This is a genomic window from Bryocella sp., from assembly GCF_058498515.1.
On record NZ_JBMHYI010000010.1, the window covers coordinates 102,655 to 129,633 of the forward strand.

The following is a 26,979-nucleotide window of genomic DNA, read 5'->3' on the forward strand; positions in this document are numbered from 1 at the left end:
GCACTTCTCCTCGCAACACCAATATGTGTACAATGCACATATATCGGAGGCCCAGGATGGCGTCAAGAAAAAACGTGCAAAATACACATATTTCCGCCCAGCTGCGCGAACTCCATCGCGCCACCCTCGACATCGTCAGCGCGATGAACAAGCCTCAGCGCGACGAAGTCCTCATCCGCGAAGCCGGCATTCCACTCGACCGCGCCCTCTTCCCGCTGCTCGTAGGGATCGAACGCTTCGGCCCCATCGGCGTCGTCGATCTCGCCGACCGCGCCGGCCGCGACTACACCACCGTCAGCCGCCAGGTCGCCAAGCTCGAAGAGCTAGGCCTCATCAAACGCCAGCCCAGCAAGTCCGACCGCCGCGTCCGCGAAGCCGCCATCACTCCCAAAGGCAAAGCCATGACCCACCTCCTCGACGCCGCCCGCGAACGCCTCGGCCGAGCCATCTTCAAAACCTGGGAACCCCACGACCTCGACGACCTCGTCCGCCTCATGCGCCGCTTCGCCGACGCCCTCCAGCAGTAGCCACGCATAGGAGCAGCAACCAACCGGGTGCTTCATATCTCGAAGAGATATGGGCTCGCAGGATGGCCCCGCTCCAACAAACCTCACAGCTCAAGCCCGCAACGCGGGCGACCTCAACACCTCACAGCTCTACAGAAACCCGCTCCCGCCCATATCCATCCCAGCACCGGAAGCCCGCACCCCGCAGCCCGCAAAGAAAACAGGCTCCAGCCCCGTGAGGGACTGAAGCCCATGCAACATCTCGCTACCGCAAAGCGGCTAACAACGAAGCCGCTAATCCTTAAACCGTCCCCGATACGCCCAAAGCCCCAGCCCCGGGTTCGAGATATAAAAAATCTCCTCCCCATCCACCACGTTCCACCCATCCTTCAGCACGTCGGGGTTGTACTTCTTCGTGTACTCGGCGAGATCCCCATACTCAAAGTGCACGCTCTCGATCTCCTGCTGCGTCAGGTGCCCCGGGCAGTAGCGAATCGTAAACCGCCCCTCGCTCGAACCATGAATCAAATGCGCCGCCGCCGACAGATTCCCCGCCAGATCCGCGTCATTCTTCACCGCCTCCAGCGTGGCCGGCGTTCCGCAATACCCATACTTCCGGATCAGCGTATCGATCTGCTTGTCTTCGCCAAACTCCTTCACGCCCGGTGCCAGCACAATCAGCTCCGCATCATCCGCCAGCGCCATCCGCGTCCGGTAAATGCTCTTATTGCCCAGCCAAGTCGAGTGGAACTCATGCGGATCGAGATACACCACCGCCTTCTTGATCTCGCGGTCCATCATCAGGAAGTTGCACTCCAGGCTCAGCGCCGCCGCCGCCTCAAACGGCTCAGTCCCCTCACCGATGTACAGCCCCCGCAACACCAGCTCGCCCTTATCGTTCTTATTCACCACCGTCTGGATATAAACAATGGGCGGCAGCAGCTTCCCGAAGTGCTCGCTCGCATAGTCCAGCACGCGCCGCACCGGGGTATCCGCCCGCCCCATCATGCGCTCCATGCCATACACCGCGCCCAGGAAGTGCGAGCGATGAATCCCCATCACTCCGCCGGTGCCCACAAAAATGTTCTTGCTCCCATTGGCCATGCCGACCACTTCATGCGGCACCACCTGCCCAATGGAGATGATCAGATCGAACCCCCCGCCGTTTGGAGACCCGTCCCGCAGCAGCTTGTTCACCTGCGCCGGCCACGTGTAGTCCAGCTTGCCTTCGCTGACTTCCTTCATGAACTCGCCAGGCACCTCGCCCAGCGTCACAATGTCATCCCGCCAGTTATGCACCCGAAACAGCGACTTCGGCACCGCGCCGAACATCGTCGTCAGCTGCTCGTCGGTCATCGCCGTATGCGTACCCAGCGCCGGCAACACATCCGTCAACGCGTCCCCGTAGTACTCCCAAGCCATCTCCGTCAGCATGCCCGACTTCGAATGAAACCGCGTAAAGTCCGGCGGAACCGCCAACACCTTCTTCCGTGCACCCAGCTTCGCAAACGCTTCATGCAGCGCCGCACGCGTTTCATCCAGAGAAAGTTCCGTAGTAGGCGATCCAGCAGCAAACAGTAGGCTCATAGCTCCTTCATGGTAAGCCCGAAGCCTGTCAAACCACCTTATAATCCACCGGTATGAAGCAAACCGTGCGAATCTCCGCCACGCGGTGTGTGCTGCTCATGCTCTTGGGCTGCGGATTTGTGCTATCCGGACTTTTGGTAGTGCAATTTCTCCACGCCTGGCACCCGGTCACGATTGCCGTCGTCCTCTATCTCCTCGGAAGCGCTATCGCTGCAGAATCGAGATTGCGCCTGGCCGCCGGCATTCGAGGAGGCCTCTATCCGCTCACTGAAATAATTGATTTGCGTACGATGGCCGACTCGGCAGGGTGGACAGCCATCGGTCTCGTCATATCGCTGGGTTTCTTGATCGCATACCGTCAATTTTCTTACGGATCCGATAGTTGGGCATGGACGTGGATGATCCTCGCCCTCGTTTTCACCAGCGGCCAACTCCCCGCCACCCTCCGCACCCCGTATAACAATCCCCGCGCCGCAATTCAGTATCCCAAAATGTCATGGAAGACCGGATGGCTACCAATCGCGGGGGGCGTTGCATGGATGCTGTCATGGCCATCAGTTGCATTCGATGCCCGATGGCACTCTTTATTCTTGATGCTTGCCATCTTGGCCATTGGTGGAACTTGGTTCAAAGCATCCAGAATCACCTGGCCGCAGCCGGCAGACAATCCACCGATAGCTAACTCACAAATCTTCACCAGCCAGTCGTAGGCCGCGGTTCGATACGGCATCCCCCTGATCCAGAGGCGCACTCTACATGAACGCCGAAGCACCGCTCCAGCGGCCCCCATCTGAGATCCCCGCGCCTAGTGATCGCTGCAGCCGCTTTCGAGTCTGTCGCTACCTCTTTTCCGTAATCGCCCTCACAGCTCTCGCCGTCCTCTCGCGCCCGGCGCGAGCCCAAGCCCACCCCATCGACCTCGGCAAGCGCCTCATCGGTCACCCACTCTACCTCCGCGACGCCTGGCAGGAAGACACGCTCGAGTTCGACGGCCGCGGTCAGCCGGTCCATCCCACCGAAGCTCACCGTGGTCCGGTAACGCTAAGCGGCATCGACGTCTCCGACGTGTCCGTTCACGGCGACCAGCTGCGAATGCACGGCACACGCGTCGCGCTCATCGCGCCGGCCCCAGGAAGCCCTCTGCAGCGCGCCACCTCCATCGGCAGCACCACGCTGCTCGCTTACTCTTTGCGGCGCGGCGACAAGCGCTTCTTCCGCGCCACTGAGCGCGTCCAGATCACGGTCCATGCCAACGCCAAAGGTTCGTTCGACGAAGCGCTCGATGCCATCTTCGCCGACGGCCTCGCCCAGCTCGCACCGTCAGTTCCGGCCTTCTGGCGCTGCTACGCCGCAGCCTATTTCATCGCAGGCCCACCCAGCGCCCATGCCGCCGACGACGTACAGCATTGCGCCTCGACCCAGTCCCCCGCAGTTCATTTCAAAACCCTAGAGCCGGACAGCTTCCACCCACCCGAAGTCGCCCAATCCTTCGCCTCCCGCTTCACGCGAGCTGCCGCCGAGCTTCGCCTTGCAGGCGAGAGCGAAGTCTATGTCACTGTGGAACGCAACGGCTTGCCATCGGAGTTCCAGGTCATCCAACCCATCGGTGCCGGCCTCGATGAGGAGACACTCCTCGCCGCCGCGCACTTCACCTTTCGCGCTGCCAGCCTGGACGGCAAACCCGTCCGCTCCGGCTTTCTGGTGCAGATCCAATACGGCGCACATCCATGACGTGTAAAAGCCCTCCACGTCACTGGGGCCGGCGATAAATTCACGCTCACGTCGGGATTTCGGGTTACGATACCCAAAATCCATCACCCAAAGGCAGCAGAGCATGAAAGCCCAAGAGCTCTTCAAGCGCCCCGCGTCCGAAGTCGCAAACGAAATCAACCGCGGTGGACGTTTCGTGGTCTATCAGTACGTGGTGTCCCTGGTCTTCATCACCTTCCGCCGCAACGCACCCCTGGAGTTCATTCCTGCGGGAGAAAACGCCGCGACGAAGAGCCTTCCATGGACCCTCATCACGTTGCTCCTCGGCTGGTGGGGCATCCCCTTCGGCTTCATCTACACACCCATCGTCCTGAGGAAAAACCTTCGCGGCGGAACAGACGTCACGGAGAGCGTCCTCGCCAAACTTCGTCCGCCGCAACCAACCACTTCCCCGGTCGCCAACCTCCAGTTCGACAAGGCCCTCTAGACGTCCTGCTACACCGCCGTAAACCGCAGCGCCCGAAACGCCTTCCCACTCAGCCGGATCTTCGCCTTGCCGCTATGCATCCCCTCAATCGGTGTCACCGTCATCGCCATTGGGTCAATGTGCTCCGCCTTGAACGTCCCTTCCGGCAGCGGAAACTGATACCACAGCGGCTGGTGATAGTCGAAGAAGTACAGGATCGTCTGCGGCTTCCGCGTCTCCAGCGTCGACACCGTCGCATGCAGGTAATAGTTCGCTTCATACGTATTCGCCGGGCTCTCAAACCCCGTCCGCACCACCACGCCGCCATGGTTGCGATTGCTCTCTTCCACGATCTTCCGCAGGAAAGCAATCTGCGCCGGACTCGTTCCCTTCAGCTTGCCCCCATGCGACCACCACAGTGTCGGAGTCACCTCTGTATCCATCGCCGCATCAGGGTCCAGCAGCGTCTCGCCATGCGTCACATAAGCTCCCATGATCACGCCCAGCCAGAACCGCCGCGACATCTCATCGCCCGTCAGGTTGCCCCAACGCGCATTCAGGTTGCCCTCGTACTGCACCTCGTCGAACAGCACCGGCTTGTTCCAGTCGTTCAGGTACGTCCCCGCATCCTCGAACTTCGCGGACTGCATGCACCCATGCGTCACCCACGGCCGCGAGTAGTCATACGCCACATGCGAGTAATGAATCGACCGCAGATGCGCATACGGATCCTCCGTCTCCACAATGTGAAACAGCCGATCCCAGTCCGCCATCTTCTTCGCCCGCATCAGGTCATACTCATTCGCCATCGACCACCACACGTTGCGAAACGCACTGAACCGCGCCAGCACATACTTCAAATACCGGTCATCTGCCTCCGCCGACATCTTCGAGTAACCCCAGCGGTCATACGGATGAAACAGGATCAGGTCCGCTTCGATGTTCAGCGCCTGCAGGTCCGCCAGCCGCTTCTCAATGTGCGCAAAGAACTCCGGATTGAAGCGCGTCTCGTCGTTCTTCCAGTCCGCATCGGCAGGCAGCTTCCCCGTATGCGGAAATGGATAGAACGGCGGCTCATTGTGGTTGTACTCGTAGTGCTTCGGAAAAACGCACATCCGAATCTTGTTGAACGGCGCGCCCTTCAGTGTCGCCAGCGTCTCTTCCTGCATTGCCTCGGACTGGTGCATCCACGCGTAACACGTCGTGCCAAACGGAAAGTACGGCGTGCCGTCCGCATACGCAAAGTGATGCGTGTTCGCCACCCGTACCGGCCCATGAACTCCCTGCAACGCCGCAATCACGCGAAGCCTCCCCGTCTGCCCATCGAGCGCCTTCACATTGCTTCTCGTCGTAAAGCCCCACTCGCCCAGCGTGTCCGGCATGTAGCGAATCTTGTACGTACCTTCGCCGTCGTAGAAGCCCGTCACCTCCACCTCGCGATGGCCTTGACGGAAGACGGCCTTCAGTTCCACCTCGGTGAAAGGATTGACAAACGGATTACCCTCCGCCGGCCCCTTCAGAGTGTGCTCGAAGATCTCCCACAGCGGCACGTCGCCATGCGCCGCCCCAGCATTACCTTGCCCTTCAGCAGCAGAGGGAAGAACGGCAGCGCCAACGGCTGCGGAGCTGAGCTTGAGAGCATCGCGACGGCTAAGCATTTTCATGCAGGCCAGCATAAACCTATTTCCCGACCCTCAGCAGAGCATCTTTATGCGGCACGCTCAAGTCACCGCCACCAAGCCGCGCTCGCCAAGCCTCCCACCGACTCGTGCTAGCCTCCGCACATGTCCGCAGAGATCTACGTCTTCCTCGCGCGCGCCACGATGCCCACACCCGAACACTGGCAGCAGGCGATCGCCGGCGCTGGCTTCCCGCTAAAGCTCGACACCGACTTCGACCCCATCACCTTCACCGGCTTCCTCCCGTGCGACCTGCGCAGCCACGCCTCCGGCTTCGAGTACTTCTTCCTCCCCAAGGAACAGATCGCCGAAGAGTTCACCTACCTCGCCCCACGCGTCAAGGCCTTCGACAGCGTCGTCATGCTCGTCTGGGGAAGCTCGCTCGAGGAGATGGCCTGTGCCCTCATGGCCGCCGCAACGCTCGCTGCCGCAACCCCCGCGCTACTCTACGCTCCCGAAGACGACAGCGCCGTCGACAGCGCCAACGCCATCGGTTATGCGAAAGAACAACTCCGCGTCACCGAACAGTACCTGAAACCCTGAGGCTCAGCAGCCGCAAAATCAATGGGCCGCCGAATCAATTCGGCGGCCCACCGTTTGCTTTCCCTAACGCGAAGCGCCAACGGCGAAGCCGCTACCGCGAAGCGCTAACGCGCAGCGCTGCCCTACAGCTTGTACGCCTTCTTCACCAGATTCACCGTCAGGTCCTGGATCACCTCGAACGCCTCAGCCTCATCCAGCGAATGCTCCGCCACCAGCCGCCCCAGGAACGCGCAGTCAATCCGCCGCGCCACATCATGCCGCGCCGGGATCGACAGGAACGCCCGCGTATCGTCGTTGAAGCCCACCGTGTTGTAGAACCCAGCCGTCTCCGTCGCCGTCTCGCGGAACCGCATCATGCCCTCAGGTGAGTCATGGAACCACCACGGCGGACCCAGCCGCAGGCAAGGATAATGTCCCGCCAGCGGCGCCAGTTCGCGCGAGAACGTCGACTCATCCAGCGTGAACAGAATGAACGTGAAGTTGGGCTCGTTGCCGTACTTGTTCAGCAGCGGCTTCAGGCTGCGCACATACTCCGTCGGACTCGGGATATCCGCGCCCTTGTCGCGCCCAAACTTCTCGTAGACCTTCAGGTTGTGGTTCCGCACGCTGCCCGGATGCAGCTGCATCGTCAGACCATCGTCCACGCTCATGCCGGCCATCTCCGTCAGCATCTGCGCCTGGAACAGCTCAATGTCCCCGCCCCGCATCTTGCCCGTATACACGCGCTCGTACAGCGCCTTGGCTTCGCCCAGCGGAAGGTCGGCGGTCATCGCCGTCAGGTGGCCATGGTCGGTCGCGGTCGCTCCGTGCTTGATGAAGAAATTCCGCCGCTTGCGCAGCGCGTCCAGATACCCGCTCCACGTCGAGACATCCTGGTCCGCGCTCTCCGCCAGCTTCTTCAGGTTTTCCTGGAACCCGGAGTACTCTGCGTCGATTACGGCATCCGGCCGGAACGTCGGAATCACGCGCCCGCCCCAGCCCGACTCGCGAATCTGCTTGTGATACTCCAGCGTGTCGAACGCCGCATCCGTCGTCGCCAGCGCCTCGATCCGAAACCGCTCAAACAGCGCCCGCGGCAAAAACTCCGGCGTCTGCAGCTTACGGTCGATGATGTCGTAGTACTCGTCCGCGTTGTGCTCGTTCAGCCGCTCGGTCAGGCCAAACTCGTTCTCGAACGTATAGTCCACCCACTGCCGCGTCGGCGTGCCGCGGAACAGGTAATAGTGCTTCGCGAAGATCCGCCAGATCTCCCGCGGGTCGGCCGACTCCTTGCCATCCAGCTGCGGAACCCCCAGCGACTCCAGGCTCACGCCCTGCGAGTACAGCATCCGGAAGATGTAGTGATCCGGTGTGATCAGCAGCTTCGCCGGGTTCGGAAACGGCTTGTTCTCCGCAAACCAGCTCGGATCGGTGTGCCCATGCGGGCTCAGGATCGGAGCGTCCTTCACGGTTTCATACAGCTTGATGGCTACAGCGCGGGCGGCAGTCGCCGCGGGAAAGAGACGGTTCGAGTTCAGCATAGGCAGGCGATCCTTCACGCGCGGCGTTTGCACCGCTACGATTGGAAAGCCTATCAGACTCACCGAACATCGGTCAGGCAGCCCCCAAATCCGCCCAAACAGCTTGCCCTGGAATCTGGGATCTGGCCCTCTGGAAACTGAACCTCAAACCCCTGGCTCCCAGCTCACAGCTCCAAACCCACAACTCGATCAGACCCTTCTTCCCCCACGAATCGGGTGCCCCATATCTCCATATCTCGAAGAGATGTGGGTTCGCAGGATTTCAGCCGGGGTGCCGCTTCATCGTGAAAGGGTGGGGTATCGTTGCGGCAGCAAACGACCGCTCTCAGCAGCCCGCGCCTGGCTACCCGTCCCTTGGAACCAAACCCTCCCACCTGCTCTACTACCACTGCGGCCCTCCCGCCGCGCAGGAGCTTCCACCCCTTGTCCGAATACGCCGCCTCTGCCCCCATCGCCACCCACCAGCCCCAGATCCTCTCCACCGAAGCCTTCCTCCACCGCGTCCACGCGCTCAAGCCTCGCCTCGCCATCTTCGATTGCGACGGCACGCTCTGGTCCGGCGACGCCGGCTCCAACTTTATGTGGTGGACCATGGAGACCGGCCTCCTCAGCCCCGAAAAAACCGCCTGGCTCAAGTCCCGCTACGACGGCTACCGCGCCGGCGTCGTCTCCGAGCTCGCCATCTGCGGCGAAATGGTCCAGGTCTACGCCGGAATCCCCGTCGCCGAGATGCGCCGCGCCGCCGCTGCCTTCTTCGCCGACAAGATCGAGCGCCACATCTTCCCCGAGATGGCCGGCCTCCTCTCTGACCTCCAGCGCACCGGCGTCGAAATCTGGGCCGTCAGCTCCACCTGCGACTGGGTCATCGAGGAAGGCGTCAAGCGCTTCGGCATCCCTCCCGAGCGCGTCCTCGCCGCCCGCGTCGCCCCCGAAGGCACCGGCAACGCCGCCATCGCCACCAGCCGCCTGCTTGACGTACCCACCGACGAGGGCAAGGTCGCCTCCCTCAACCGCGTCGGCATCACCGCACCCGACGTCGTCTTCGGCAACTCCGTCCACGACTACGCCATGCTCGCCATCGCACGAAGCCAGGGACCCAACAGCGGAGCCTTCCCCGTCAATCCCTCCGCTGAGCTCCAACGCCGTAGCGCCGAGCGCGGCTGGCCCGTCTTCTGGCCCGAATCCGTCCGCCCCATAAGCTGACACCGTTGCACCATCGCCATGACAGATCATTCTCATCAAGGGCAATGGCACGAACGGCAGGTCACGGCTTCAGCCGTGACAAATAGCCTCCAAAACGATCCGGCTTTAGCCGCTGAGGGCACTTCGTGAGTTTTCCGGGAGCATCTTCCCGCACACCTCCTCTGCACCGCCGAAGACCTCCCGCCAGGCATCCAATCACCTCTGCGCACCCGTCCACCGATACAACCCGCTTGCCGGATGACAGCCGTCAATGGGAAGCTGGATGGTACCCTCCAGTCCTGGCATCCTATGGATTGCTGGGGGCCGGTCGCCCATCACTGTTGATTCGAGGAGCCTTGAAGGAGTCGATCCGCAAGTTGAACGCGCACCGCCGGCCGCCGCCGAAGACTCTCCGCAGGGTCGTCGCGGCAATCATCGTGCGCGGCCAGGGCCCCGACCGCGAGGTCTTTATCTGCCAGCGCAAGGCCGAGCAGCCCATGGGCCTCAAATGGGAGTTCCCCGGCGGCAAAATCGAGCCCGGCGAGACCCCCGAAGAAGCCCTCGTCCGCGAGCTCAGCGAAGAGCTCGGCATCACCGCCACCATCGGCGAGCTCGTCACCACCGTCCGCCACGCCTACCGCAACGGCCGCGAGATCGAAATCCAGTTCTTCACCCTCCGCCGCTGGGACGGCGAGCTCGAGAACCGCATCTTCGAAGACATGCTCTGGAGCAAACTCCAAAAACTCCCCGAGTTCGACTTCCTCGCCGCCGACCTCACCCTCATCCAGGAACTAGCCGAAGGCAAACTCCTCCCGCAATAGTCGCCGGCGACCAGCCCTCCCCCCCCACGATGTGTCATTTCGACCGAAGCAGGACAGCTCCATCGTCCTGCGCAGTGGAGAAACCTGCTGCTTCTCGCACGATCTGGGGTCCCTATCTCGAAGAGATGTGGGCCCGCACAACGTTGGGTGGCCCATCCTTTCGCGCTGTTTGCGAAAGGGTGGGGTATCGTTTGCGCCAGCAAACGACCCCGTTTTGTATTTCACCAAGGAACATACAACACCGACTGCCGCCGAACCGGCACGAACGGCAGGGCACGGCTTCAGCCGTGCCAATAAGCCCTTCTCGACACGCGGGCTCTAGCCCCTGAGGAACGATTACCTCTCCTCGGCCGCATGACCGTGTCAACACAACTTCCGACAAGCCGACTTCTCGTTAGTAAATCTATACTTTGACTGGGAACAGACGCCTGAAGGCGAACCGCGCTCGCTGACGGACGCGGTTCTGGCGGAACGGCTGACGAATTTCCATCCAAAAATTTCGGCGAGCGAAAAGTGGTTGGAGACGTCATTTCACTAGCAACCAAATGGACAGTGCAAACTGTTGATGCGGATATAGTGCGAACAAGTGAAATGAGGTCCCGATTATGGGCAAGCAGATCATGCAGCAATCTATTTCCGATTTTTTTCAATCATATCTTTCGTTCGCGTGGATGGCAGCACTCGTTTGCGTGGCTATTGCGCAAGTTGCCCTATCACAATCGTCCGCAGCCTCAGTTTCGTTGCAACAACAGCTAACATATTCAGCCAGCCAGACCAACCCCGCACCCACGATATCGTTCGAAGTAGCAACGATTCGACCCAACAGGTCTGGTGCTCCAATGATGCAGAAAATAGATGAACGTGGTCGCTACTTCACCACAGTGAATACATCCCTAGATGACTTGATCCAATTTGCCTACGATGTGCAGGCGAAACAAATTATCGGCGGCCCACCGTGGATAGACAAAGATCGGTTCGACGTCTCAGCGACTTCCAGCCAGGACAGCAAGCCCAGTCTCAAGGAGGTGCGCGCGATGCTGCAGAAGCTGCTAACGGAGCGCTTCAATCTGGCGATTCATTGGGATAAACGCGAGCTTCCGGCTTTCGTACTTACTGCGGAAGGAAAGCCAAAGCTCATCCCAACAAAGCTGAGCGGCACTGTGCCTGTGAACCACCTTTTCGCTGCTCACAGCGGTTGGACGATTACGATGCAGAATGCAACGACATCTGATTTTTCTGGGTATTTGCAAATGATCGTTTTGAACCGACCTGTTGTAGATGCAACCGGAATTTCTGGAAAGTTTGATCTCAGCGTTACGTTCTTGCCGGACGAATCCGAATTCAACGGCCATCCTCCTCTGACAGGGCCCGTCGAAGATAACGATGTTGCGCCGAGCCTGCTCAATGCGATACGAGAGCAACTTGGATTGAAATTGGAAGCGAAGAAGGCAATGGTCAATGCGCTTATCGTAGAACATGTGGAAAAACCTTCGGAAAATTGAAATGTGCGCTAACGATGGCAGGTACCGGGAAACGCCGTTCGCACCATTCAACAAAATCCCCGGCCTGTCCGCCCCTAATGCTTCAACGACGACAACGTCTGCCACATCCCCACCGCCGTCAGCCCCATCACAATGATCGACGTCGCCCACGCAATCACATTGAAGCTCCGCGAGTTCGTGTACTTGCCCATCAGCTCCTTGTTATTCGTCAGCTTGAGCATGAAGTACAACACGAACGGCAACAGCACCCCGTCCAGCACCTGCGACAGGATCGTGATCGGCACCTGGTCGTCCGGCTTCAGCAGGATCACCACCAGCCCACCCGCCACAATCAGCAGCGTATACAGCCAGTAGAAGAACGGCGCCTGCTTGAACGTCCGGTTCACACCGCTCTCAAAGCCCAGCCCCTCGCACACCGCGTACGTCGTCGACAGCGGCAGGATCGAAGCCGCAAAGAACGACGCATTGAACAGCCCAGCCGCGAACAGGATCGGCGCATACCGCTCCGCAAACGGCTTCATCGCCGCGGCAGCATCCGCGCCACTCGCAATGTTCCGCACCCCATGCGCATACAACGTCCCCGCACACGCCACGATGATGAACCAAGCCACCACGTCGGTGAAGATCGACCCCACGATGACATCCAACCGCGAAGCCTTGTACTGCTTCACCGTAACGCCCTTCTCCACCACTGACGATTGCAGGTAAAACTGCATCCACGGCGTGATCGTCGTGCCAATCACACCCACCGTCATGTACACGTAGTTGTGGTCCTTCCAGATCGACCGCGGCGGCAGCGTAATCGTCTGCATCATCGCGTGCTTCCAGTCCGGATGCGCCAGCACGCCCGCGATGATGTACGAGAAGTACAGCAGGCTCGCCACCAGGAAGATCTTCTCCACCGACTTGTAGTTGCCCTTCACCACCAGCGCCCACACGGCCGCGCCGCACACCGGCACGCTGAGGATCTTCGGCACCGCAAACAGCTGCGCGCTCTCCGCAATGCCCGCAAACTCCGCGATCACGTTGGTGAAGTTCACCAGCACCAGCAGCACCATCATGATGAACGTCAGCCGCAGCCCGAACTCTTCGCGGATCAGGTCGCTGAGTCCCTTGCCCGTCACCGCGCCCATGCGCGCGCACATCTCCTGCACCACGATCAGCGCAATCGTGATCGGCAGCATCGTCCACAGCAGGTGATACCCGTACTGCGCGCCGGCCTGCGAATACGTGAAGATACCGCCCGCGTCGTTATCGACGTTGGCGGTGATAAACCCCGGCCCCAGCACAGCGAAGAACAGCATGATGCTGATCCGCCAGCGCTTCCAGAAACTCATACCCGGCGGACTCCTTCGAGAACGCTGCCACACTCATGGTCTACAGAACGCAACCCCGCGCCGCCCCGCATCGAGGCCAGACTCCGGCCAGCGGAAGCACGCTTCCGTTGTAACGTTCCCTGCAATGTCACGGTGTCGTCCCTGCGTGTCTAGAGTACCCTGTTCAGCCCCCGCACGGCTCCCCGTACAGCCCCACCGGTCAGATGTTTACAGCGGCGTTGTGTGGTCGCTCCTGGCTCGTCACCCGCTCCAATATCCGTTCCACCTGCGCATCGTTGCTATACCCGCTCCGCAACGCGCGCTCGCATCCGGCCTTCGCAATCCGCTCCCGCGCCTCCACATCGGGCAGGTATCTGCGAATCTTCGCCAGGCACTCCTCAAAGTCCGAGAAGAACACCGCCTCCTCGTCTTCGACAAAACGCTCCAGGTGCCCCGCCGACCGCTCCGCCAACAGGAACCCGCCACATGCCGCAATCTCGAAGCTCTTGTGCACGAACTCATCCTGGTTGGAATGGGTAAGAAAGCTGAGGTTGATCTTCGACCGCCAGATCGCCTCACGGTAGTCGATGCGATACAGCTCCGCTCCCGTGAACAACGCAGCCAGCGCCTCGGCGTCGAGCTGCTCCCGCCACATCCGGTTGCCCGAGATTGCCACCGGCACGCCATACTCACGCCACAGCCGGGTCAGGAACGCGGCCCGCTGGTCATACGGCGTTCCGATGAACGAGACTCCGCGATCGCGCATGCGTTCGTTCCAGCGGGCCGGCGCCGGAAAATGAATCGTCGGCTCATACGCCGTCTGGATCTTGATCACATCCCGAGCCCCACGCGCCTTGTAGTCCAGCACGTTCTGGTCACGCTGCGTCGCATGCACGTCGAAGTGCGGGATGCACTGCATGTACAGCCGCCATCCCGGATCGCGCCGCGGCCCAAACGCGTTGTCAATCATGTAGCTGACCGTCTTGATGCCCATCGCCCGCAACGCATCCAGCGTCGCCGGCTGCAGGCTCAGCAGCTTATCCGCCCAGAACACATCCGGCCTGTGCTCCCGAGCCATCGCCAGGATGTCCCGATTCAGCCGCGCGACCCACGGCCCCATCTGCGTCCGAAACACAACCTTGCGCAGCAGCTCATTCCGCGGCCGGTACTCCAGGTCATTGATCGTAATGACCTCATGCCCCAACCGCTCCAACGCCCACCCACGATACTGCGCCGAATCATTCGGACTAAGCTGAGCTGCGTAAAGAATCTTCAAACCCTGCCCTCACCGCCCGATCGCCACGCAGCACTTCATCCCCACACCGCGGCCCTCAGCGTACTCCGCGTTCGTCGTTCCCGGGTTCGTCGTCACGCCCAGCATGCTCTCGTAGCGTACCGTCGCGTCGCGGCGTTTGCAGCTCCTTGGTGAAACCTTCGTGCCCTTGGTGTCCTTGGTGGTTTCCTTTCCCTTTTCCAAAGGCAGCGAAGAACCTCTACGCTTCGCGAAGCTGCGCAATCACCTGCTCCGCATGAATCGCCCCCGCCAGATGCCCCTTGTGATCCACCACCGGCAGAGACCGCAAATTGTATTTGTCGAACAGCTCCGCCACCTGCTTGTGACTCGCATTCAACGGGCAGCTCACAATATGCCCCTCCCACAGCGACGACAACGTCGTCTCCGGCTTCGCCAGGATCAGCCGCGGCAGCATCACCACGCCCAGCAGCTTCTCCTCCGCATCCGTCAGGTAGACCTCGGTGATCGTATCCGGGTCGCCTTCGAACGTCCGCAGCGCCTCGATCGCCTCGCCCACCGTCGCCTCGTTCGGCACACTCAGGAAGTCCGTCGTCATCTGGCCCGCCGCCGTGTTGTGCTCAAACTCCAGCAACTCCTCGACGTCATGACGCTCCTCGGGCTCCATCTCCTCGAGAATCGCCTCCGACTCCTCATCCGAAAGCTCGCTCAGCAGGTCGGCCGCCGCGCCCGGGTCCATCTCTTCGATGATGTCCGCCGCGCGCTCGGAGTCCATGCGCTGCACGAGCTCCTTCTGCATCCGCGGCTCGAACTCCTCCAGCGTCTCTGCCGCCGTCTCCTCCGGCAGCGAGCTGAACACCGCCTCGCGCTCCGCCGGTGCCAGATCTTCGAGAATCTCCGCAATATCCGAAGGATGCAGCTTCGCCAGCCGCTCCCGCCCGATCTTCAGCCGCACCCTCCGCGCCGGATCCCGCTCGATCAGGTCCACGCAGTTCCACGGGATGATCCGCGGCTTCATCTTCCCCGTAAAGTTCTCCACCGCCGCCGCAGGAAGTCCCTTCAGCAGCCGCCGGATCGCCCCACGGTTGCCCACCTCCACGTCCTCAATGCTTAGCCGCGTCGACCCCGGAGCCCCATTCCCCTGCCACGCCAGGTCCACATCGTTCACGCGGACCACCTTGCGCCCATCCACGTCGATAATCTGCTGGTCCAGCAGGTCGAAGTCCAGCAGCAGGAAATCGTTCGGCCGCTTCAGCAGCTCAGGCTGCGCAGTAGCCTCCAGCGTCGTCGCGTTCGGCTGCGGCGCCTTCAGGTCGGACATCAGCAACAGCAGATCCTTGCCGCCCATGTGAGGATTCCGCAACACCAGCCCGGCCACCTGCGTGCCGTCCTTCAACACATCGATGGCAAGATCCCGCACCCGCCCCAGCTTCGTTCCGCTGGCGTCGACAACAGTCACCCCCAGCAGGGCGGAGACACTCGTCGGAATGGCACGCACATCGCTCATCGCTACCTAACCTTACCCCATTCCGATGCAAACGAAATCAGACGCCAACCCCCGACCCCAGTACAAATCAGGTGCCCCATGCCAGCACGAAATCTCGAAAAGATGTGGGCTCAAAGGATGCGGGTGGGATGTCGGGTGGCCCATCCTTTCCCAGCCCAACCGCACACCTCAAACCTCCAGCCCGCATAGCGGGCAACCTGTTCCCCTCACACCTCTACAGAAAACCAGCACCCAAACACACGAACGGCGGAGCCAAAGCCCCGCCGCCGCACTGCATTCTGAACCCTGGGCCCTAAACTCTTGACCCTTGGCCCTATACCCTTGGCCCTACGCCGTAACCGGCTCCAGCACCGCCGCAAACGCCTTGCCTTCACGAGCCGCCGCAGCCTTCTTATGCCACGCATAGCCGGCGATCAGCGGAAACGCCATCGTCGCCTCGGCATACACCATCTGCTCGAACGTCAGATCCACCTTGCCCCACGAGCTGGCTTCCTTCAGCGTCGAGCCCGACAGCGCACCATCGCGAGCATCCGCTACCGTGATCTGGATCGCGTACTTGTGCATCGACGCATCCACGCCCAGAATGTCCGCCGCCACCACGATGTCCTGCGCGAAGTTCTTCGGCACGCCGCCGCCAATCATCAGCAGACCCGTCGTCGGGTTCGCCAGCTTGATCTGCGTCAGCTCATAGAAGTCCTTGCCCGAATCGATCGACACCACAGCCTTGCCAGCCCGTGCATGCTGGTGCGCCACGATCCCAAACCCAAACGAGCAGTCCGAGAACGCCGGGCAGAAGATCGGCACTTCCTTCTCATAGCAGGCCAGCACGATCGAATCGTTGTTGCCCTGCTCCGGCGTGCGGCCATTCTTCACCAGGTACGCGCCCATCGCCTTGATCAGCTCCCGCGATGAGTAAGCCTTCGGCTCCAGCGAGTTGATGATCCTCTCGGTCGTCTCATCGCAGATCCGCAGCTCTTCCTCATCGATGAACGTGTCATAGATGCGGTCGATCATCAGCTCGCGAAGCTCCGCGTCGCCTGCGCCGTACTTGTACTCATCGCCCGCGATGTAATGCCGGTACCCCAGCGCCTCGAAGAAGTCCTGGTCGACGATGTTCGCGCCCGTGGACACAATCGCATCCACCATGTTGTTCCGCACCAGGTCGACGATGACCTTCTGCAGCCCCGCCGAGATCAACGATCCCGCCAGGCAAAGGATGACGCCGCACTCGGTATCGCGCAGCATCATGTCGTAAATGGTGGCAGCGCGGTGCAAATCACGCGAGCTATACGCCATCGAACCCATCGCATCCACCAGCGCCACTACGTCGTGCTTGCTGATGTCGATGTGCTCAATCTGCTTCTGGAGAAGTTCTTTCTTGGTCGCCATATCGATTAACAGTTTATCGTTTTTCGCCAGTCCCCAAGCGGAAATCTGTGAATTTGGTGTTTCAATCGACCCCATGAAAACCGCGGTGCTCCTCCTGAGCCTCTCCAACGGGCAACTGGCAAACTGAGAACTGGCAACTGAGAACGAACACCGGCGATTCCCTCGCCCGCAGCCCCTTACGCCGCCCGCGCGCCCTTCACCACCACATCCAGCCGCGACGCCAGCTCCTGCAGCATCTCCGCCTGGGCCGTAAGCTGTTCCGAGGCTGCAGCGCTCTGCTCCGCGCTGGCGGCGCTCTTCTGCGTCACCGCCTCCATCTTCCGGATGGCCCGTCCGATCTGTTCGATCCCCCGGCCCTGCTCGGTGCTTCCGTCGTGAATCTGCTCGACCAGCCCCTTCACCGACGAAAATGCCGCGGTCGCCTTCTGACCCGACTCCACCAGCGCTGCAATTTTCGTGCTGCCCATATTCGAGTTGCTCGCTGAAAGCGTCGTCAGCTCCGAGATCTCCTCAGCCGCCTTCGCCGAGCGATGCGCAAGATTCCGAACCTCTTCCGCCACCACCGCGAAGCCCTTCCCAGCCTCTCCAGCACGCGCCGCTTCCACCGCGGCGTTCAACGCAAGAATGTTCGTCTGGAATGCAATCTGGTCGATCACCTGCAGCGTCTTCGCAATACTCTGGCTCGACTCTCCGATCGCATCCATCGCCTCGACGCACGCCTTCATCGCCAGATCCGACTCCTGAGAACTCTTCGCAGCACTCGTCACCAACCCGGCTGCACTGCCGGAGCTAGCCACATTCCGTTGCGCCATCGCATTGATCTCCTCGGTAGACGCCGAGGTCTCTTCGATCATCGCCGCCTGCTCCGACGTCTCTCGCGCAAGGTCCTGGCTGGCGTCGCAGACGCCGGCGGCTGCCGCATGTACCTGCTCCGCGCCCTCCCGCAACTCCGCCGTGATCGCGTTCAGGCTGCTGTCGATCTGCCGCGTCAGCCACACCGCAAATCCAATGCTGAGAACCAGGCTGAGGACAAGGACCGATCCTCCCAGCAGCGACGCCCTCACTATGCCACTCACCATGGACGTCCGCGACTGCTCGCTGAGCTTCGCACAAAGATCCTGCACCGCCTGAGCGTCCGCGACCAGCGTGGCTCCCCGCGCCGCCCACTCCTTCACCTGCGCATCATAGGCCGGGCCGCTTCGCTCCCCGCGGGCCACCATCGCCAACGCAGGCCTCATCTGGCCTTCGTAATCCGTCATCGCGCGCTGCAGCTCCACGACAGCCGGACGCACCGTCTGCAACTGCTCATCTGCATTCACCAGCGTGGCCAGATTCGTCAGTCGCTCCTGCGCCGCACGAAACCGCTCATCGCCCTTCTGCAGCGCTCCAGGCTTCTGGATCGTAAGTTGGTAGATGTAAAAGATGCGCGCGTTGAGGATCTCGCGCTCGAAGCCCGTCGCCCCCTGCTGAACATGACTGAAGCTTTGCGCCTGCGTGTCCTCGCCCTGCATCACCGTGCGCATCGTCAAACCCGACATCACCGCAAGCAGGGCCATCATGGTCAGCAATCCGGCAAAGCCGAGAGAGATCTTCCGGGAAATGGGCCAGCCGTTCACAACGCGCCTATCGGCCTCTTGCGGGAAACATTCACCGCTGACCCACAACACGTAGTTTCATATCGGAATTGGTGCGGCGCAGGTCGCCGCGAACGCACCTCTGCTCATTCATCCCCTTATCCCTTGGGATCGATGAGTCCTCGTCAGGCCGCCCGCGCGCCCTTCACAATCAAATCCAGCCGCGACCCCAGGTCCGCCAGCGATTCCGCCTGCGCCGTCAGCTGCTGCGCAGCCGCGGCGCTCTCCTCCGCGCTCGCCGCACTCTTCTGCGTTACCGCCTCCATCTTCTGGATCGCCCGGCCGATCTGTTCAATCCCGCGGCCCTGCTCCGTGCTTCCCTCGTGGATCTGCGCCACCAGCCCCTTCACCGACGCAAATGCCACAGTCGCCTTCTGCCCCGACTCCACCAGCGCCGCAATCTTGCTGCTGCCCACATCCGAGTTACTGGCGGAAAGAGTCGTCAGCTCCGAGATCTCTTCAGCCGCCTTCGCCGACCGCTGCGCCAGGTTCCGAACCTCCTCCGCCACCACCGCGAATCCCTTGCCGGCCTCTCCCGCCCGCGCCGCTTCCACCGCCGCGTTCAGCGCCAGGATGTTCGTCTGGAACGCAATCTGGTCGATCACCTGCAGCGTCTTCGCAATCCTCTTGCTCGAATCGCCAATCGCGTCCATCGCCTCGACGCACTCCTTCATCGCCAGGTCCGACTCCTGGGAACTCTCCGCCGCGCTCGACACCAGCCCCGCCGCGCTTCCCGAGCTCACAATGTTCCGCCGCGCCATCGCATTGATCTGCTCCGTCGACGCCGACGTCTCCTCGATCATCGCCGCCTGCTCCGAAGTCTCCCGCGCCAGCACCCGGCTCGCATCCGAGACACCCGCCGCTGCCATCGACACTTGGCATGCGCCCTCCCGCAGCTCAGCCGTAATCGCATTCAGGCTCGCATCGATCTGCCGCGTCAGCCACACCGCGCACACGATGCAAAGCAGCAGCGTCATGCCAAAGATCGAACTGCCGATGAGCATCGCGCGGTGCATGCCGTCCACCATCGAGGCCCGCGAGCTCGCACTGAGCTTCGAGCAAAGATCCTGCACCGCCTCCGCGTCAGCGACCAGCGTCGCTCCATGCGCCGCCCAGTCCTTCACCTGCGCATCGTAGCCTGGTCCGCTCCGCTCGCCTCGTGCCACCATCGCCAGCGTTGGTCGCAACGCGCTTTCATAGTCCTTCATCGCCTGCTGCAGCTCCGTCACAGCCGGTCGAACTTCCTGCAGCGCATCGTCCGCCTCCACCAGCGCCGTCAGCGCTACCAGCCGCTGCTGCGCCTCATGAAAGCGCTCCTCACCCTTCTCCACCGCTCCCGGCTTCTGGATCGTCACGTTGTAGATGTAGAAGATGCGAGCATTCAGGATCTCGCGCTCGAAGTTCGTCGCCTCTTGTTTCGCCGGCACAAAGCTTCGGTCCTGGGTGTCTTCTCCCCGCATCACGGTCCGCATCGTCAAGCCGGACATCACCGCGAGCAGGGCCATCATGGTCAGCACTCCGGCAAAGCCAGCCGAAATCTTTCGAGAAATAGGCCAATCGTTCACAGCGTTCCTATCGACCCGTAGTGGGAAACATTCATCCAGGGGTCACCGGTGATCGCCCGCAGGCCCTAAACGGAACGGCACCCGGAACCGCCGCCCCTCCCTCCGCGTATCAGCCTCAACACGACACTCCGGACGGAACGGACCCCATGCGCTCTCTGCACCAAGGACTCCTCGCAGCTCTCAGCCTCGCGCTCAGTATCCTCCCCGCCACGGCGCAAACTCCGCAGCCTTCCGCTGCCACCCTCCGCGCTCGCATTCAGGGCAACCTCCCGCTCTGGCTCAAGGCCAACAACGTCCCCAGCGCCGCCGTCGCCTACATCGAGAACGGCAAGATCGCCTGGACCGTCGTCTCCGGCGAACAGAGCCCCGGCGTTCCCGCCACCGACCAGACGCTCTACAACATCGCCTCGCTCACCAAGCCCATCGTCGCCGAAACCATCCTGCGCATGGCCTCGCACAACGAACTCCAGCTCGACGAGCCCATCTACCCCTTCTGGGTCGATCCCGACGTCAAAGACAATCCCTGGAACAAGGAGCTCACGCCGCGCCTCTGCCTCACCCACCAGACCGGCTTCGCCAACTGGCGGCGCATGACCAACGGCGTCCTCACCTTCAAGTTCGAACCCGGCGCCCAGACCAGCTACTCCGGCGAAGGCTACTTCTACCTCGCCCGCTTCGCCCAGGCTAAGGCCAAACGCCCCTTCGACGAATTAGCCCAGCAGTACGTCCTCGGCCCCATCGGCATGAAGAGCACCTCCTTCACCACCCAGCCGTGGTTCACCGGCCGCGTCTCGCAACCCTTCACCCACGCTCCCGACGGCACGGACGCCTTCCAGCCTCCCCACCTCACGCCCACCTGGAACGCCGCCGACCTCGTCCACACCACCGTCGGTGACTACGCCAAATTTGTCGTCAGCGTCATGCACAACGAAGGCATCAGCCCCGCTATCGCCAAACAGCGCTTCGTCATGAGCCGCAACTGGACCTCGCCCGCCGACCTCGAACTCCTCTGCAAGCTCGAAGCCCCCAATACCCCCTGCCACTTCTCCGCTGGCATGGGCCTTGGCTGGCAGGTCTTCGACCACAACGGCGTCACCATCATCGACCACTCCGGCTCCGACACCGGAGACCACACCCACGCCTTCTTCGTTCCCGGCAAACAGATCGGAGCCGTCATCTTCACCAACGGTGACAACGGCCCCAAAGTCATCGGAGAAATCGTCCGCATCCTCTACCCCGATCCCCTCTACGACGAGACCGCATCGCACTAACATCCCCTACCATCCCCTACGAGCAAAAATCCCCTCTCCGACCAACGGGAGGACCAAGCGAAGCCGTAAAAAGGCGCGGAGCGCCCGCCCCACGCGCAGTGGGAACGCACCATCACCAACGCCTACTTCAAAAACCCCTCCAGCGCCGAGTCGAACTTCGCCGGCTGGTCATACATGATGAAGTGCCGCGCCCCATCCATCCGCACCAGCGTCACGTTCGGCATCGCCTGGTAGCCGGCCTTCATCGCGGCCTCGTACGTGTCCACGTTCGGCATCTGCAGCGTGGCGTCGTGCTCATACAACACCAGCGCCGGAACCTTGATCGTCGCCACCTCCGGACGCATGTCCGTCTCCATGTCCTCGATCATCGCTTCCACCATCACCTTCCGGTCGCTCGCCACCGTATCCGCCACCACGACCTTCAGCCCCTCCGGATCCTTCACCATCATCTTCATCATCATCGGCTGCATCGCGTTGTACTGCGCATCCGGAATCCCCAGGATCTGCTGCTTCATCGCCTCCGCCTGCGGCTTCACCGTCTCCACCGTCGCCGACGGACTGAACAGCACCGAATAGAACGGCAGCGCATCCACAATCACGATCTTCCGCACGTCCCCCGGATACTTCGCCGCCAGCATCAGCGTCAGCAGCCCGCCCAGCGAGTGCCCCACCACCACCGGACGCATCTTCCCCGCCACGATGTACCCATGCAGCTCCTCCAGCAGCCCCGGCAGAATCTCGCCCGTCGCATTCACCCCCGGCGCCTGCCCCCCAAACCCATTCACCTGCACCAGGTGCAGCCTATAGTTCGGAGCCAGCAGCTTCGCCTCCGCGTCCCAGACGCTCCGCGAGCTCGCCAGCCCCGGAATCAGCACCACATCCGGAGCTCCCACCTTGCCCGCATCCACCACCGTGAACCGCACCGTCGTGAAATCCTGCGCCCGCACCGGAACGCACAGCAGCACAACGCCGCCCACCACAAACACAAGCGTCGCCAGAATCTGCAGCAGCTTCGTCATCTCCCCATCTCCTCTTTCGGTTGCAACTTCATCCTCAAGGCGCACGCCGTCCTTCGCCATGGAAGTTTCTCATCTCCCCGGCATGACATCTGTCACGTTGCCAATGTGTTTTTGCTTTACTGCACGTCCGTAAAGATCCCCTCGATCGGCAGCTCGAACAGCCGCGCAATCTTGAACGCCAGCGGCAGCGAAGGATCGTATCTCCCCGTCTCGATCGCATTCACGCTCTGCCGCGAGACCTCCAGCTTCTCCGCCAGAAACGCCTGCGACCACCCCCGCTCCGCCCGAAGGTCCTTCAACCGGTTAAGCATCGTCCCGCACCCGGTTGGTCAGGTACTGCACCAGCTCCGCAATGCCATTGGCCACCGCGAAGATCGCGAACAACACAAACGGCTCAAACCCGTTGTAGTGCGCGAACGCCCGCAGAAAATCGTCCACCACCAACGCTCCCAGAATCGCCGCCGTCCCCACCAGGATCGACCGCACCCGCTGCGCCTTCAGAAACTCGTCCGTCTCCTCCTGGAGGTACCGCCCCAGCCGCGCCATCAACGCAATAATCGGCACCGCCGGCAGCACCGACCAGAAGTACAACATCGGGCCCACCACATGCGTATGCTTCACCACCCACGACGACCCCAGCAGCAACACCGCATACACCACCATGATCCACAACACATCCCGCTCATACCGCTTCTTCGCCGGCGTACTTCCCACACAAAGCATCACGTCCTCCTCGAAACGCAACTACCATTAACTGACAAGCAAACTTTACGTCAAGCAAGCTTGTCATGTCAAGCGTCCTTGTCACATATTTATAGCTGTCAAGGGCGCTCATCCGCGCCTTGCCGTAACTCTAAGAAACCGCGCAGGAAGACAGCCACACGTCTTGCGCAATGACCACAGGGACCTACGTAAAATGGAGAGGAAGCAGAATTGAACGAACGAGCGGGGCAGCGAGCCACAAAGATCGCGAAAGAGTCTAAACTCCGAGGGCATTTTGGCCGATATGCTTATAATTGGGCACCGTGAATACCGCCTGGATCGGCCGAGCGATTGTCCTCGTGGTGGCGCTGATCGCCTATGGAAAATGGTGGCAATCCATCAATCACGGGTTGATAGTGGCTGCAAAGTGGGTCTTTCGAATCACGCTCGATCCAAAGACCTGCACTGTAGCGGAAACTTTCCTAAACGAAGCGGCTGTCCTTTGGTTCGTCTTCCCGCTGCTGGACATTATTTATGACCACAGACACCTCGATGATCCGACTCTTCATCAGGCATATTGGTTGTCGCTAGCGTGCTTCCTAGGAGCTGTCGTTTTGTCCCACGTCGCCGGAAGGCGGAAGGAGGATTAGAAAATGTCCCACATCGCCCTTTGGTCGGCCGTCGGGGTTTCAATAGTTTTTGCTCTGGGTTTGGTTTCGGCCATCGAGACGCGAAGACAGCGCAAGATTCACCCACCCATGCCGCGGGTTCGGGTATATGAGGTGGATCGTCCCGAGCAGCAGTTCTCTACCGGAGCGGCAAGGACAACCGTGACACCCACGACGGCGATGAGTATGGCCGCCAGCGGCGGGTCTCTAAATGGAGAGGAGAATCTTGCGCAAGTCGGCGGTCATTCTCGCTAGAACGCTTGGATTCATCGAACTCGCTGACCTGTTAACAGGCAGCAAGATTTCTGCGGCAGAGCTTGTGAGGCGGCTGGCGGAGAAATATGAGTTCCAGAAGTTCCCTAAAACCATTGAGGAATTCAACGCCAGCAAGGGAATAACTTTCGTAGATGGATCAACGCACGACTGGCCTATAGACAAGCTAGTCGTCTGGGATACTTTGCTGACACTCGAAACTCGGGTTAATACCGATGTATCGAAGGCCGTTCTGGAAGAAATTCTCACTTGGGGCCAAGAAGAACTGGGGCTCAACTACAAGCCTGGGGCGATAAAGAGATTTGGCTACATCAGCGATGTGACTTTTTTTAGCGATGTCCCCATCCTGGATGTCAACCCAGCCGTCAGAAGCCTTGCCACGAAGTGTGGGGAGGAGCTATCGCAAATCTGGATGGAGCCCGTGAAATATGAACCGTTCACGGTACGAGTGGGGCATGATCCATCATCTCGAAAGTATCCGATAGCTTCCTTCTCGATTGAACACAGAGCGGAGACCCGATTCTCTGAAAACAAGTATTTTTCCGAAGCCCCGCTTCCAACCTACCTACACTGGAAATTGTTAGAAGAGTTTGAGATGAATATGCAACTCACGAAGAAGGGCTGAAAACGTATGAGTCTATCAGGCAAGTTAAGGGAAGAAGAGGAACGGAATGGAAAACGAGCGGTTCTGGTTCCATCCAAAGACTTTTATCCCCTAACCGCCCTGAATAGAACACTTACAAACGAAGTCCGGGCCTAACTCCCATCGATTCAACACTTGGCTTCGAAGAGGGGGGAGGGGGTAAGCTAGTCCTCAACCCGATGAACGTTAACTTCGCCGAGCGCGCGCACAACCACAACTGGAAGCTCGACCCCATCGTGCGCTCCCTGCTCGATACCGACTTCTACAAGCTGCTCATGCTGCAGTTCATCTGGAAGAACTTCCCCAACGTCCCCGTCACCAGCGAGATCCACAACCGCACCATCAAGGTCCGCCTCGCCGACCGCATCTCCGCTGGGGCCCTACGCGACCAGATGGAGCACGTCCGTGGCCTCCGCCTCCGCAAGTCCGAACTCGTCTGGCTCGCCGGCAACACCTTCTACGGCGTCCGCCAGATCTTCTCTCCCGAGTTCCTCGACTGGCTGGAAAAGGACTTCCGCCTCTCCGACTACGAGATCCTCGAACCGCAGTCCGGGGACCAAGCCGGCCAGCTCGTCGTCCGCTTCTCCGGCCTCTGGACCGAGGTCACCCTGTGGGAGGTCTACGCCCTCGCCATCGTCTCCGAGCTCAAGACCCGCTCCGCCCTCGCCGAGCTCAACGAGCTCGAGCTCGACGTCCTCTACGCCCGCGCCAAGACCCGCCTCTGGGACAAGATCGAGCTCCTCCGCCGCGTCGAAGGCCTCCGCCTCTCCGACTTCGGAACCCGCCGCCGCCACAGCTTCCTCTGGCAGGAGTACTGCGTCCAGGCCCTCAAGACCGTGCTCAACCACGGCCGCGGCGCCACCGACTCCCCCGGCGAAGAGCGCTTCACCGGAACATCCAACACCTCGCTCGCCTACAAGCACGATCTCGAAGCCATCGGCACCAACGCCCACGAGCTCCAGATGGCCCTCGCCGCCATCGCCTCCCGCGGCTCCGACGACGACCTCCGCGCCAGCCAATACAAGGTCCTCGAGCTCTGGCAGCAGAGCTACGGTGGCGCGCTCCTCATCATGCTCCCCGACACCTTCGGCACCACCCAGTTCCTCGATAGCGCCCCGGCCTGGGTCGCCAACTGGACCGGCGAACGCGTCGACTCCAAAGACCCCTTCGAGGCCGGCGACGAATACATCGCCTGGCTCCTCAAACGAGGCCAGGACCCACGCGCCAAACGCCTCATCGCCTCCGACGGCCTCGACGCCGACACCATCGTCGGCCTGCATGACTACTTCCGCAACCGCATCCGCTTTTCGGCAGGTTGGGGTACTCTCCTGACGAACGACTTCCGCGACTGCCACCCCCGCGGCGAAGACACCCTCGAACCCATCTCGCTGGTCTGCAAGCTGACCTCCGCCGACGGCATCCCGACGGTGAAGCTCTCCGACAACCCCAGCAAGTCCACCGGCCCCGCCGACGCCATAGCCCGCTACCGCAAAGTCTTCAACTCACCCGTCCTCGAAGAAACCCCGGTGCTGGTGTAGCCCGATGACCGCAGCGCGGAGACCAACGCTAAATCTTTGGAAGCAGCATCTCGGGACGGTTCCCGAGGACGTGTGGGATCGCCACGACCTCGAAGCACTGATTCTGGCCGACAATGATCTCCGGGAGCTCTCGCCCCGCATCGGCGAACTCCGCCACCTGCGGATGCTGGATCTCGGCCACAACCAGCTCACCGAGCTTCCTGAGAGCCTCGGCAATCTGGAATCGCTGAGTGACTTCCTCTATCTTCACGACAACCACCTTGCGACACTGCCAGCCTCCATCGCTCAGCTCCGAAAACTGCGCTACCTGAACCTCAGCGAGAACGCGTTCGAGCATCTTCCAACAGCTATCTGCAAGCTCCCATCTTTGGTCGAGCTGCGAGTCACCGACAACAAGCTGGCGGAGCTGCCACAAGAGATCGCCCACGCTCGTAGCCTTCGCGAACTGCACCTGCGCAACAACGCGCTGACCACGCTCCCAGCATCGATCGCCGCCTTGACCGAACTGCGACAACTCGATCTCCGTGGTAATCCGTTGCAATCGCTGCCCGCAGCGCTCGCCGAAATGCCTCGCCTCGAGAAGCTCGATCTCCGCTGGGTGGAAACATTGGACGAACCCACATGGTTCACGACGCTCGAAGCACGCGGATGTCTCATCTACAGGTGAGCCACATCAGAAGCTGTCC

26 protein-coding genes are annotated in these 26,979 nt (G+C 61.2%); 13 read left to right on the forward strand and 13 right to left on the reverse strand.

Translation table 11 applies throughout. The annotated features are described in order from the left end of the window. Positions 1 to 56 precede the first annotated feature (56 nt). Positions 57 to 527: a MarR family winged helix-turn-helix transcriptional regulator gene (locus AC5E6W_RS03110; RefSeq protein ID WP_491750793.1), complete on the forward strand. Its 471-nt coding sequence runs from the start codon at positions 57 to 59 to the stop codon at positions 525 to 527. A 273-nt stretch (positions 528 to 800) separates the two neighbouring features. Here the strand turns inward: AC5E6W_RS03110 and AC5E6W_RS03115 are convergent, their stop codons facing one another. Next, complete coding sequence (locus AC5E6W_RS03115; protein WP_491750794.1) at positions 801 to 2,093, reverse strand: nickel-dependent putative hexonate epimerase; 1,293 nt, start codon at positions 2,091 to 2,093, stop codon at positions 801 to 803. An 89-nt stretch (positions 2,094 to 2,182) separates the two neighbouring features. Between AC5E6W_RS03115 and AC5E6W_RS03120 the strand changes: the two genes are divergently transcribed. The 3 genes from AC5E6W_RS03120 (at position 2,183) to AC5E6W_RS03130 (ending at position 4,290) form a co-directional block, all read left to right on the forward strand. Next, a complete protein-coding gene (locus AC5E6W_RS03120) occupies positions 2,183 to 2,803 on the forward strand; it encodes a hypothetical protein (RefSeq protein WP_491750795.1) in 621 nt (206 codons plus the stop codon). Positions 2,804 to 2,849: 46 nt separating this feature from the next. Beyond that, the gene (locus AC5E6W_RS03125; protein WP_491750796.1) at positions 2,850 to 3,824 is read left to right on the forward strand and encodes an energy transducer TonB; all 975 of its coding nucleotides are present in this window, start codon (positions 2,850 to 2,852) and stop codon (positions 3,822 to 3,824) included. A 103-nt stretch (positions 3,825 to 3,927) separates the two neighbouring features. Beyond that, positions 3,928 to 4,290, forward strand: coding sequence for a hypothetical protein (locus tag AC5E6W_RS03130; RefSeq protein ID WP_491750797.1), 363 nt, complete (start codon positions 3,928 to 3,930; stop codon positions 4,288 to 4,290). A gap of 8 nt (positions 4,291 to 4,298) precedes the next feature. Here the strand turns inward: AC5E6W_RS03130 and AC5E6W_RS03135 are convergent, their stop codons facing one another. Beyond that, positions 4,299 to 5,933, reverse strand: coding sequence for a DUF5060 domain-containing protein (locus AC5E6W_RS03135; protein ID WP_491750798.1), 1,635 nt, complete (start codon positions 5,931 to 5,933; stop codon positions 4,299 to 4,301). A 120-nt stretch (positions 5,934 to 6,053) separates the two neighbouring features. On the opposite strand from AC5E6W_RS03135, the gene AC5E6W_RS03140 reads away from it, so the two are divergent. Then, complete coding sequence (locus AC5E6W_RS03140) at positions 6,054 to 6,491, forward strand: hypothetical protein (RefSeq protein ID WP_491750799.1); 438 nt, start codon at positions 6,054 to 6,056, stop codon at positions 6,489 to 6,491. 122 nt (positions 6,492 to 6,613) lie between these two features. Here AC5E6W_RS03140 and uxaC read toward each other — a convergent pair whose 3' ends face one another. Continuing rightward, the gene (gene uxaC, locus AC5E6W_RS03145) at positions 6,614 to 8,011 is read right to left on the reverse strand and encodes a glucuronate isomerase (RefSeq protein WP_491750800.1); all 1,398 of its coding nucleotides are present in this window, start codon (positions 8,009 to 8,011) and stop codon (positions 6,614 to 6,616) included. A 423-nt stretch (positions 8,012 to 8,434) separates the two neighbouring features. Here uxaC and AC5E6W_RS03150 point away from each other — a divergent pair, with 423 nt between their 5' ends. The 3 genes from AC5E6W_RS03150 to AC5E6W_RS03160 all read left to right on the forward strand — a co-directional run bounded on the left by AC5E6W_RS03150 (position 8,435) and on the right by AC5E6W_RS03160 (position 11,516). After that, on the forward strand, positions 8,435 to 9,214 hold the full coding sequence (locus AC5E6W_RS03150; RefSeq protein ID WP_491750801.1) for an HAD family hydrolase: 780 nt from the start codon (positions 8,435 to 8,437) through the stop codon (positions 9,212 to 9,214). A gap of 335 nt (positions 9,215 to 9,549) precedes the next feature. After that, entirely contained in the window at positions 9,550 to 10,014 is a 465-nt protein-coding gene (gene mutT, locus AC5E6W_RS03155) for an 8-oxo-dGTP diphosphatase MutT (protein ID WP_491750802.1), read from the forward strand. A 605-nt stretch (positions 10,015 to 10,619) separates the two neighbouring features. Beyond that, entirely contained in the window at positions 10,620 to 11,516 is an 897-nt protein-coding gene (locus tag AC5E6W_RS03160; RefSeq protein WP_491750803.1) for a TIGR03435 family protein, read from the forward strand. A 74-nt stretch (positions 11,517 to 11,590) separates the two neighbouring features. Here the strand turns inward: AC5E6W_RS03160 and AC5E6W_RS03165 are convergent, their stop codons facing one another. The 7 genes from AC5E6W_RS03165 to AC5E6W_RS03195 all read right to left on the reverse strand — a co-directional run bounded on the left by AC5E6W_RS03165 (position 11,591) and on the right by AC5E6W_RS03195 (position 20,122). Next, positions 11,591 to 12,853: an Nramp family divalent metal transporter gene (locus AC5E6W_RS03165; RefSeq protein WP_491750804.1), complete on the reverse strand. Its 1,263-nt coding sequence runs from the start codon at positions 12,851 to 12,853 to the stop codon at positions 11,591 to 11,593. 199 nt (positions 12,854 to 13,052) lie between these two features. Then, positions 13,053 to 14,108 carry a CgeB family protein gene (locus tag AC5E6W_RS03170; protein ID WP_491750805.1) on the reverse strand — a complete coding sequence of 352 codons (1,056 nt, stop codon included), beginning with the start codon at positions 14,106 to 14,108 and terminating at the stop codon, positions 13,053 to 13,055. A gap of 9 nt (positions 14,109 to 14,117) precedes the next feature. Next, a complete protein-coding gene (locus AC5E6W_RS03175; protein WP_491750806.1) occupies positions 14,118 to 14,309 on the reverse strand; it encodes a hypothetical protein in 192 nt (63 codons plus the stop codon). A 16-nt stretch (positions 14,310 to 14,325) separates the two neighbouring features. Beyond that, positions 14,326 to 15,591, reverse strand: coding sequence for a magnesium transporter MgtE N-terminal domain-containing protein (locus tag AC5E6W_RS03180; protein WP_491750807.1), 1,266 nt, complete (start codon positions 15,589 to 15,591; stop codon positions 14,326 to 14,328). 327 nt (positions 15,592 to 15,918) lie between these two features. Further along, a complete protein-coding gene (locus AC5E6W_RS03185) occupies positions 15,919 to 16,980 on the reverse strand; it encodes a 1,9-bis(guanidino)-5-aza-nonane synthase (protein WP_491750808.1) in 1,062 nt (353 codons plus the stop codon). 176 nt (positions 16,981 to 17,156) lie between these two features. Beyond that, complete coding sequence (locus AC5E6W_RS03190) at positions 17,157 to 18,539, reverse strand: methyl-accepting chemotaxis protein (RefSeq protein WP_491750809.1); 1,383 nt, start codon at positions 18,537 to 18,539, stop codon at positions 17,157 to 17,159. Positions 18,540 to 18,739: 200 nt separating this feature from the next. Then, positions 18,740 to 20,122, reverse strand: coding sequence for a methyl-accepting chemotaxis protein (locus AC5E6W_RS03195; protein WP_491750810.1), 1,383 nt, complete (start codon positions 20,120 to 20,122; stop codon positions 18,740 to 18,742). Between the two features lie 203 nt (positions 20,123 to 20,325). Here AC5E6W_RS03195 and AC5E6W_RS03200 point away from each other — a divergent pair, with 203 nt between their 5' ends. Next, the gene (locus tag AC5E6W_RS03200; RefSeq protein WP_491750811.1) at positions 20,326 to 21,450 is read left to right on the forward strand and encodes a serine hydrolase domain-containing protein; all 1,125 of its coding nucleotides are present in this window, start codon (positions 20,326 to 20,328) and stop codon (positions 21,448 to 21,450) included. A 122-nt stretch (positions 21,451 to 21,572) separates the two neighbouring features. Here AC5E6W_RS03200 and AC5E6W_RS03205 read toward each other — a convergent pair whose 3' ends face one another. The 3 genes from AC5E6W_RS03205 to AC5E6W_RS03215 all read right to left on the reverse strand — a co-directional run bounded on the left by AC5E6W_RS03205 (position 21,573) and on the right by AC5E6W_RS03215 (position 23,192). Then, positions 21,573 to 22,469: an alpha/beta fold hydrolase gene (locus AC5E6W_RS03205; RefSeq protein WP_491750812.1), complete on the reverse strand. Its 897-nt coding sequence runs from the start codon at positions 22,467 to 22,469 to the stop codon at positions 21,573 to 21,575. 116 nt (positions 22,470 to 22,585) lie between these two features. Beyond that, positions 22,586 to 22,780, reverse strand: coding sequence for a helix-turn-helix transcriptional regulator (locus tag AC5E6W_RS03210; protein ID WP_491750813.1), 195 nt, complete (start codon positions 22,778 to 22,780; stop codon positions 22,586 to 22,588). Beyond that, positions 22,773 to 23,192, reverse strand: coding sequence for a hypothetical protein (locus AC5E6W_RS03215; protein WP_491750814.1), 420 nt, complete (start codon positions 23,190 to 23,192; stop codon positions 22,773 to 22,775). The genes AC5E6W_RS03210 and AC5E6W_RS03215 overlap by 8 nt, the downstream gene beginning before the upstream one ends. 293 nt (positions 23,193 to 23,485) lie before the next feature. Between AC5E6W_RS03215 and AC5E6W_RS03220 the strand changes: the two genes are divergently transcribed. The 4 genes from AC5E6W_RS03220 to AC5E6W_RS03235 all read left to right on the forward strand — a co-directional run bounded on the left by AC5E6W_RS03220 (position 23,486) and on the right by AC5E6W_RS03235 (position 26,960). Further along, the gene (locus AC5E6W_RS03220; protein WP_491750815.1) at positions 23,486 to 23,821 is read left to right on the forward strand and encodes a hypothetical protein; all 336 of its coding nucleotides are present in this window, start codon (positions 23,486 to 23,488) and stop codon (positions 23,819 to 23,821) included. Positions 23,822 to 24,065: 244 nt separating this feature from the next. Beyond that, positions 24,066 to 24,737 carry a hypothetical protein gene (locus AC5E6W_RS03225; protein WP_491750816.1) on the forward strand — a complete coding sequence of 224 codons (672 nt, stop codon included), beginning with the start codon at positions 24,066 to 24,068 and terminating at the stop codon, positions 24,735 to 24,737. Between the two features lie 197 nt (positions 24,738 to 24,934). Next, positions 24,935 to 26,293, forward strand: a complete 1,359-nt coding sequence (pncB, locus tag AC5E6W_RS03230) for a nicotinate phosphoribosyltransferase (protein ID WP_491750817.1) — start codon at positions 24,935 to 24,937, stop codon at positions 26,291 to 26,293. Between the two features lie 4 nt (positions 26,294 to 26,297). Next, positions 26,298 to 26,960 carry a leucine-rich repeat domain-containing protein gene (locus AC5E6W_RS03235; RefSeq protein WP_491750818.1) on the forward strand — a complete coding sequence of 221 codons (663 nt, stop codon included), beginning with the start codon at positions 26,298 to 26,300 and terminating at the stop codon, positions 26,958 to 26,960. Positions 26,961 to 26,979: the final 19 nt, after the last annotated feature.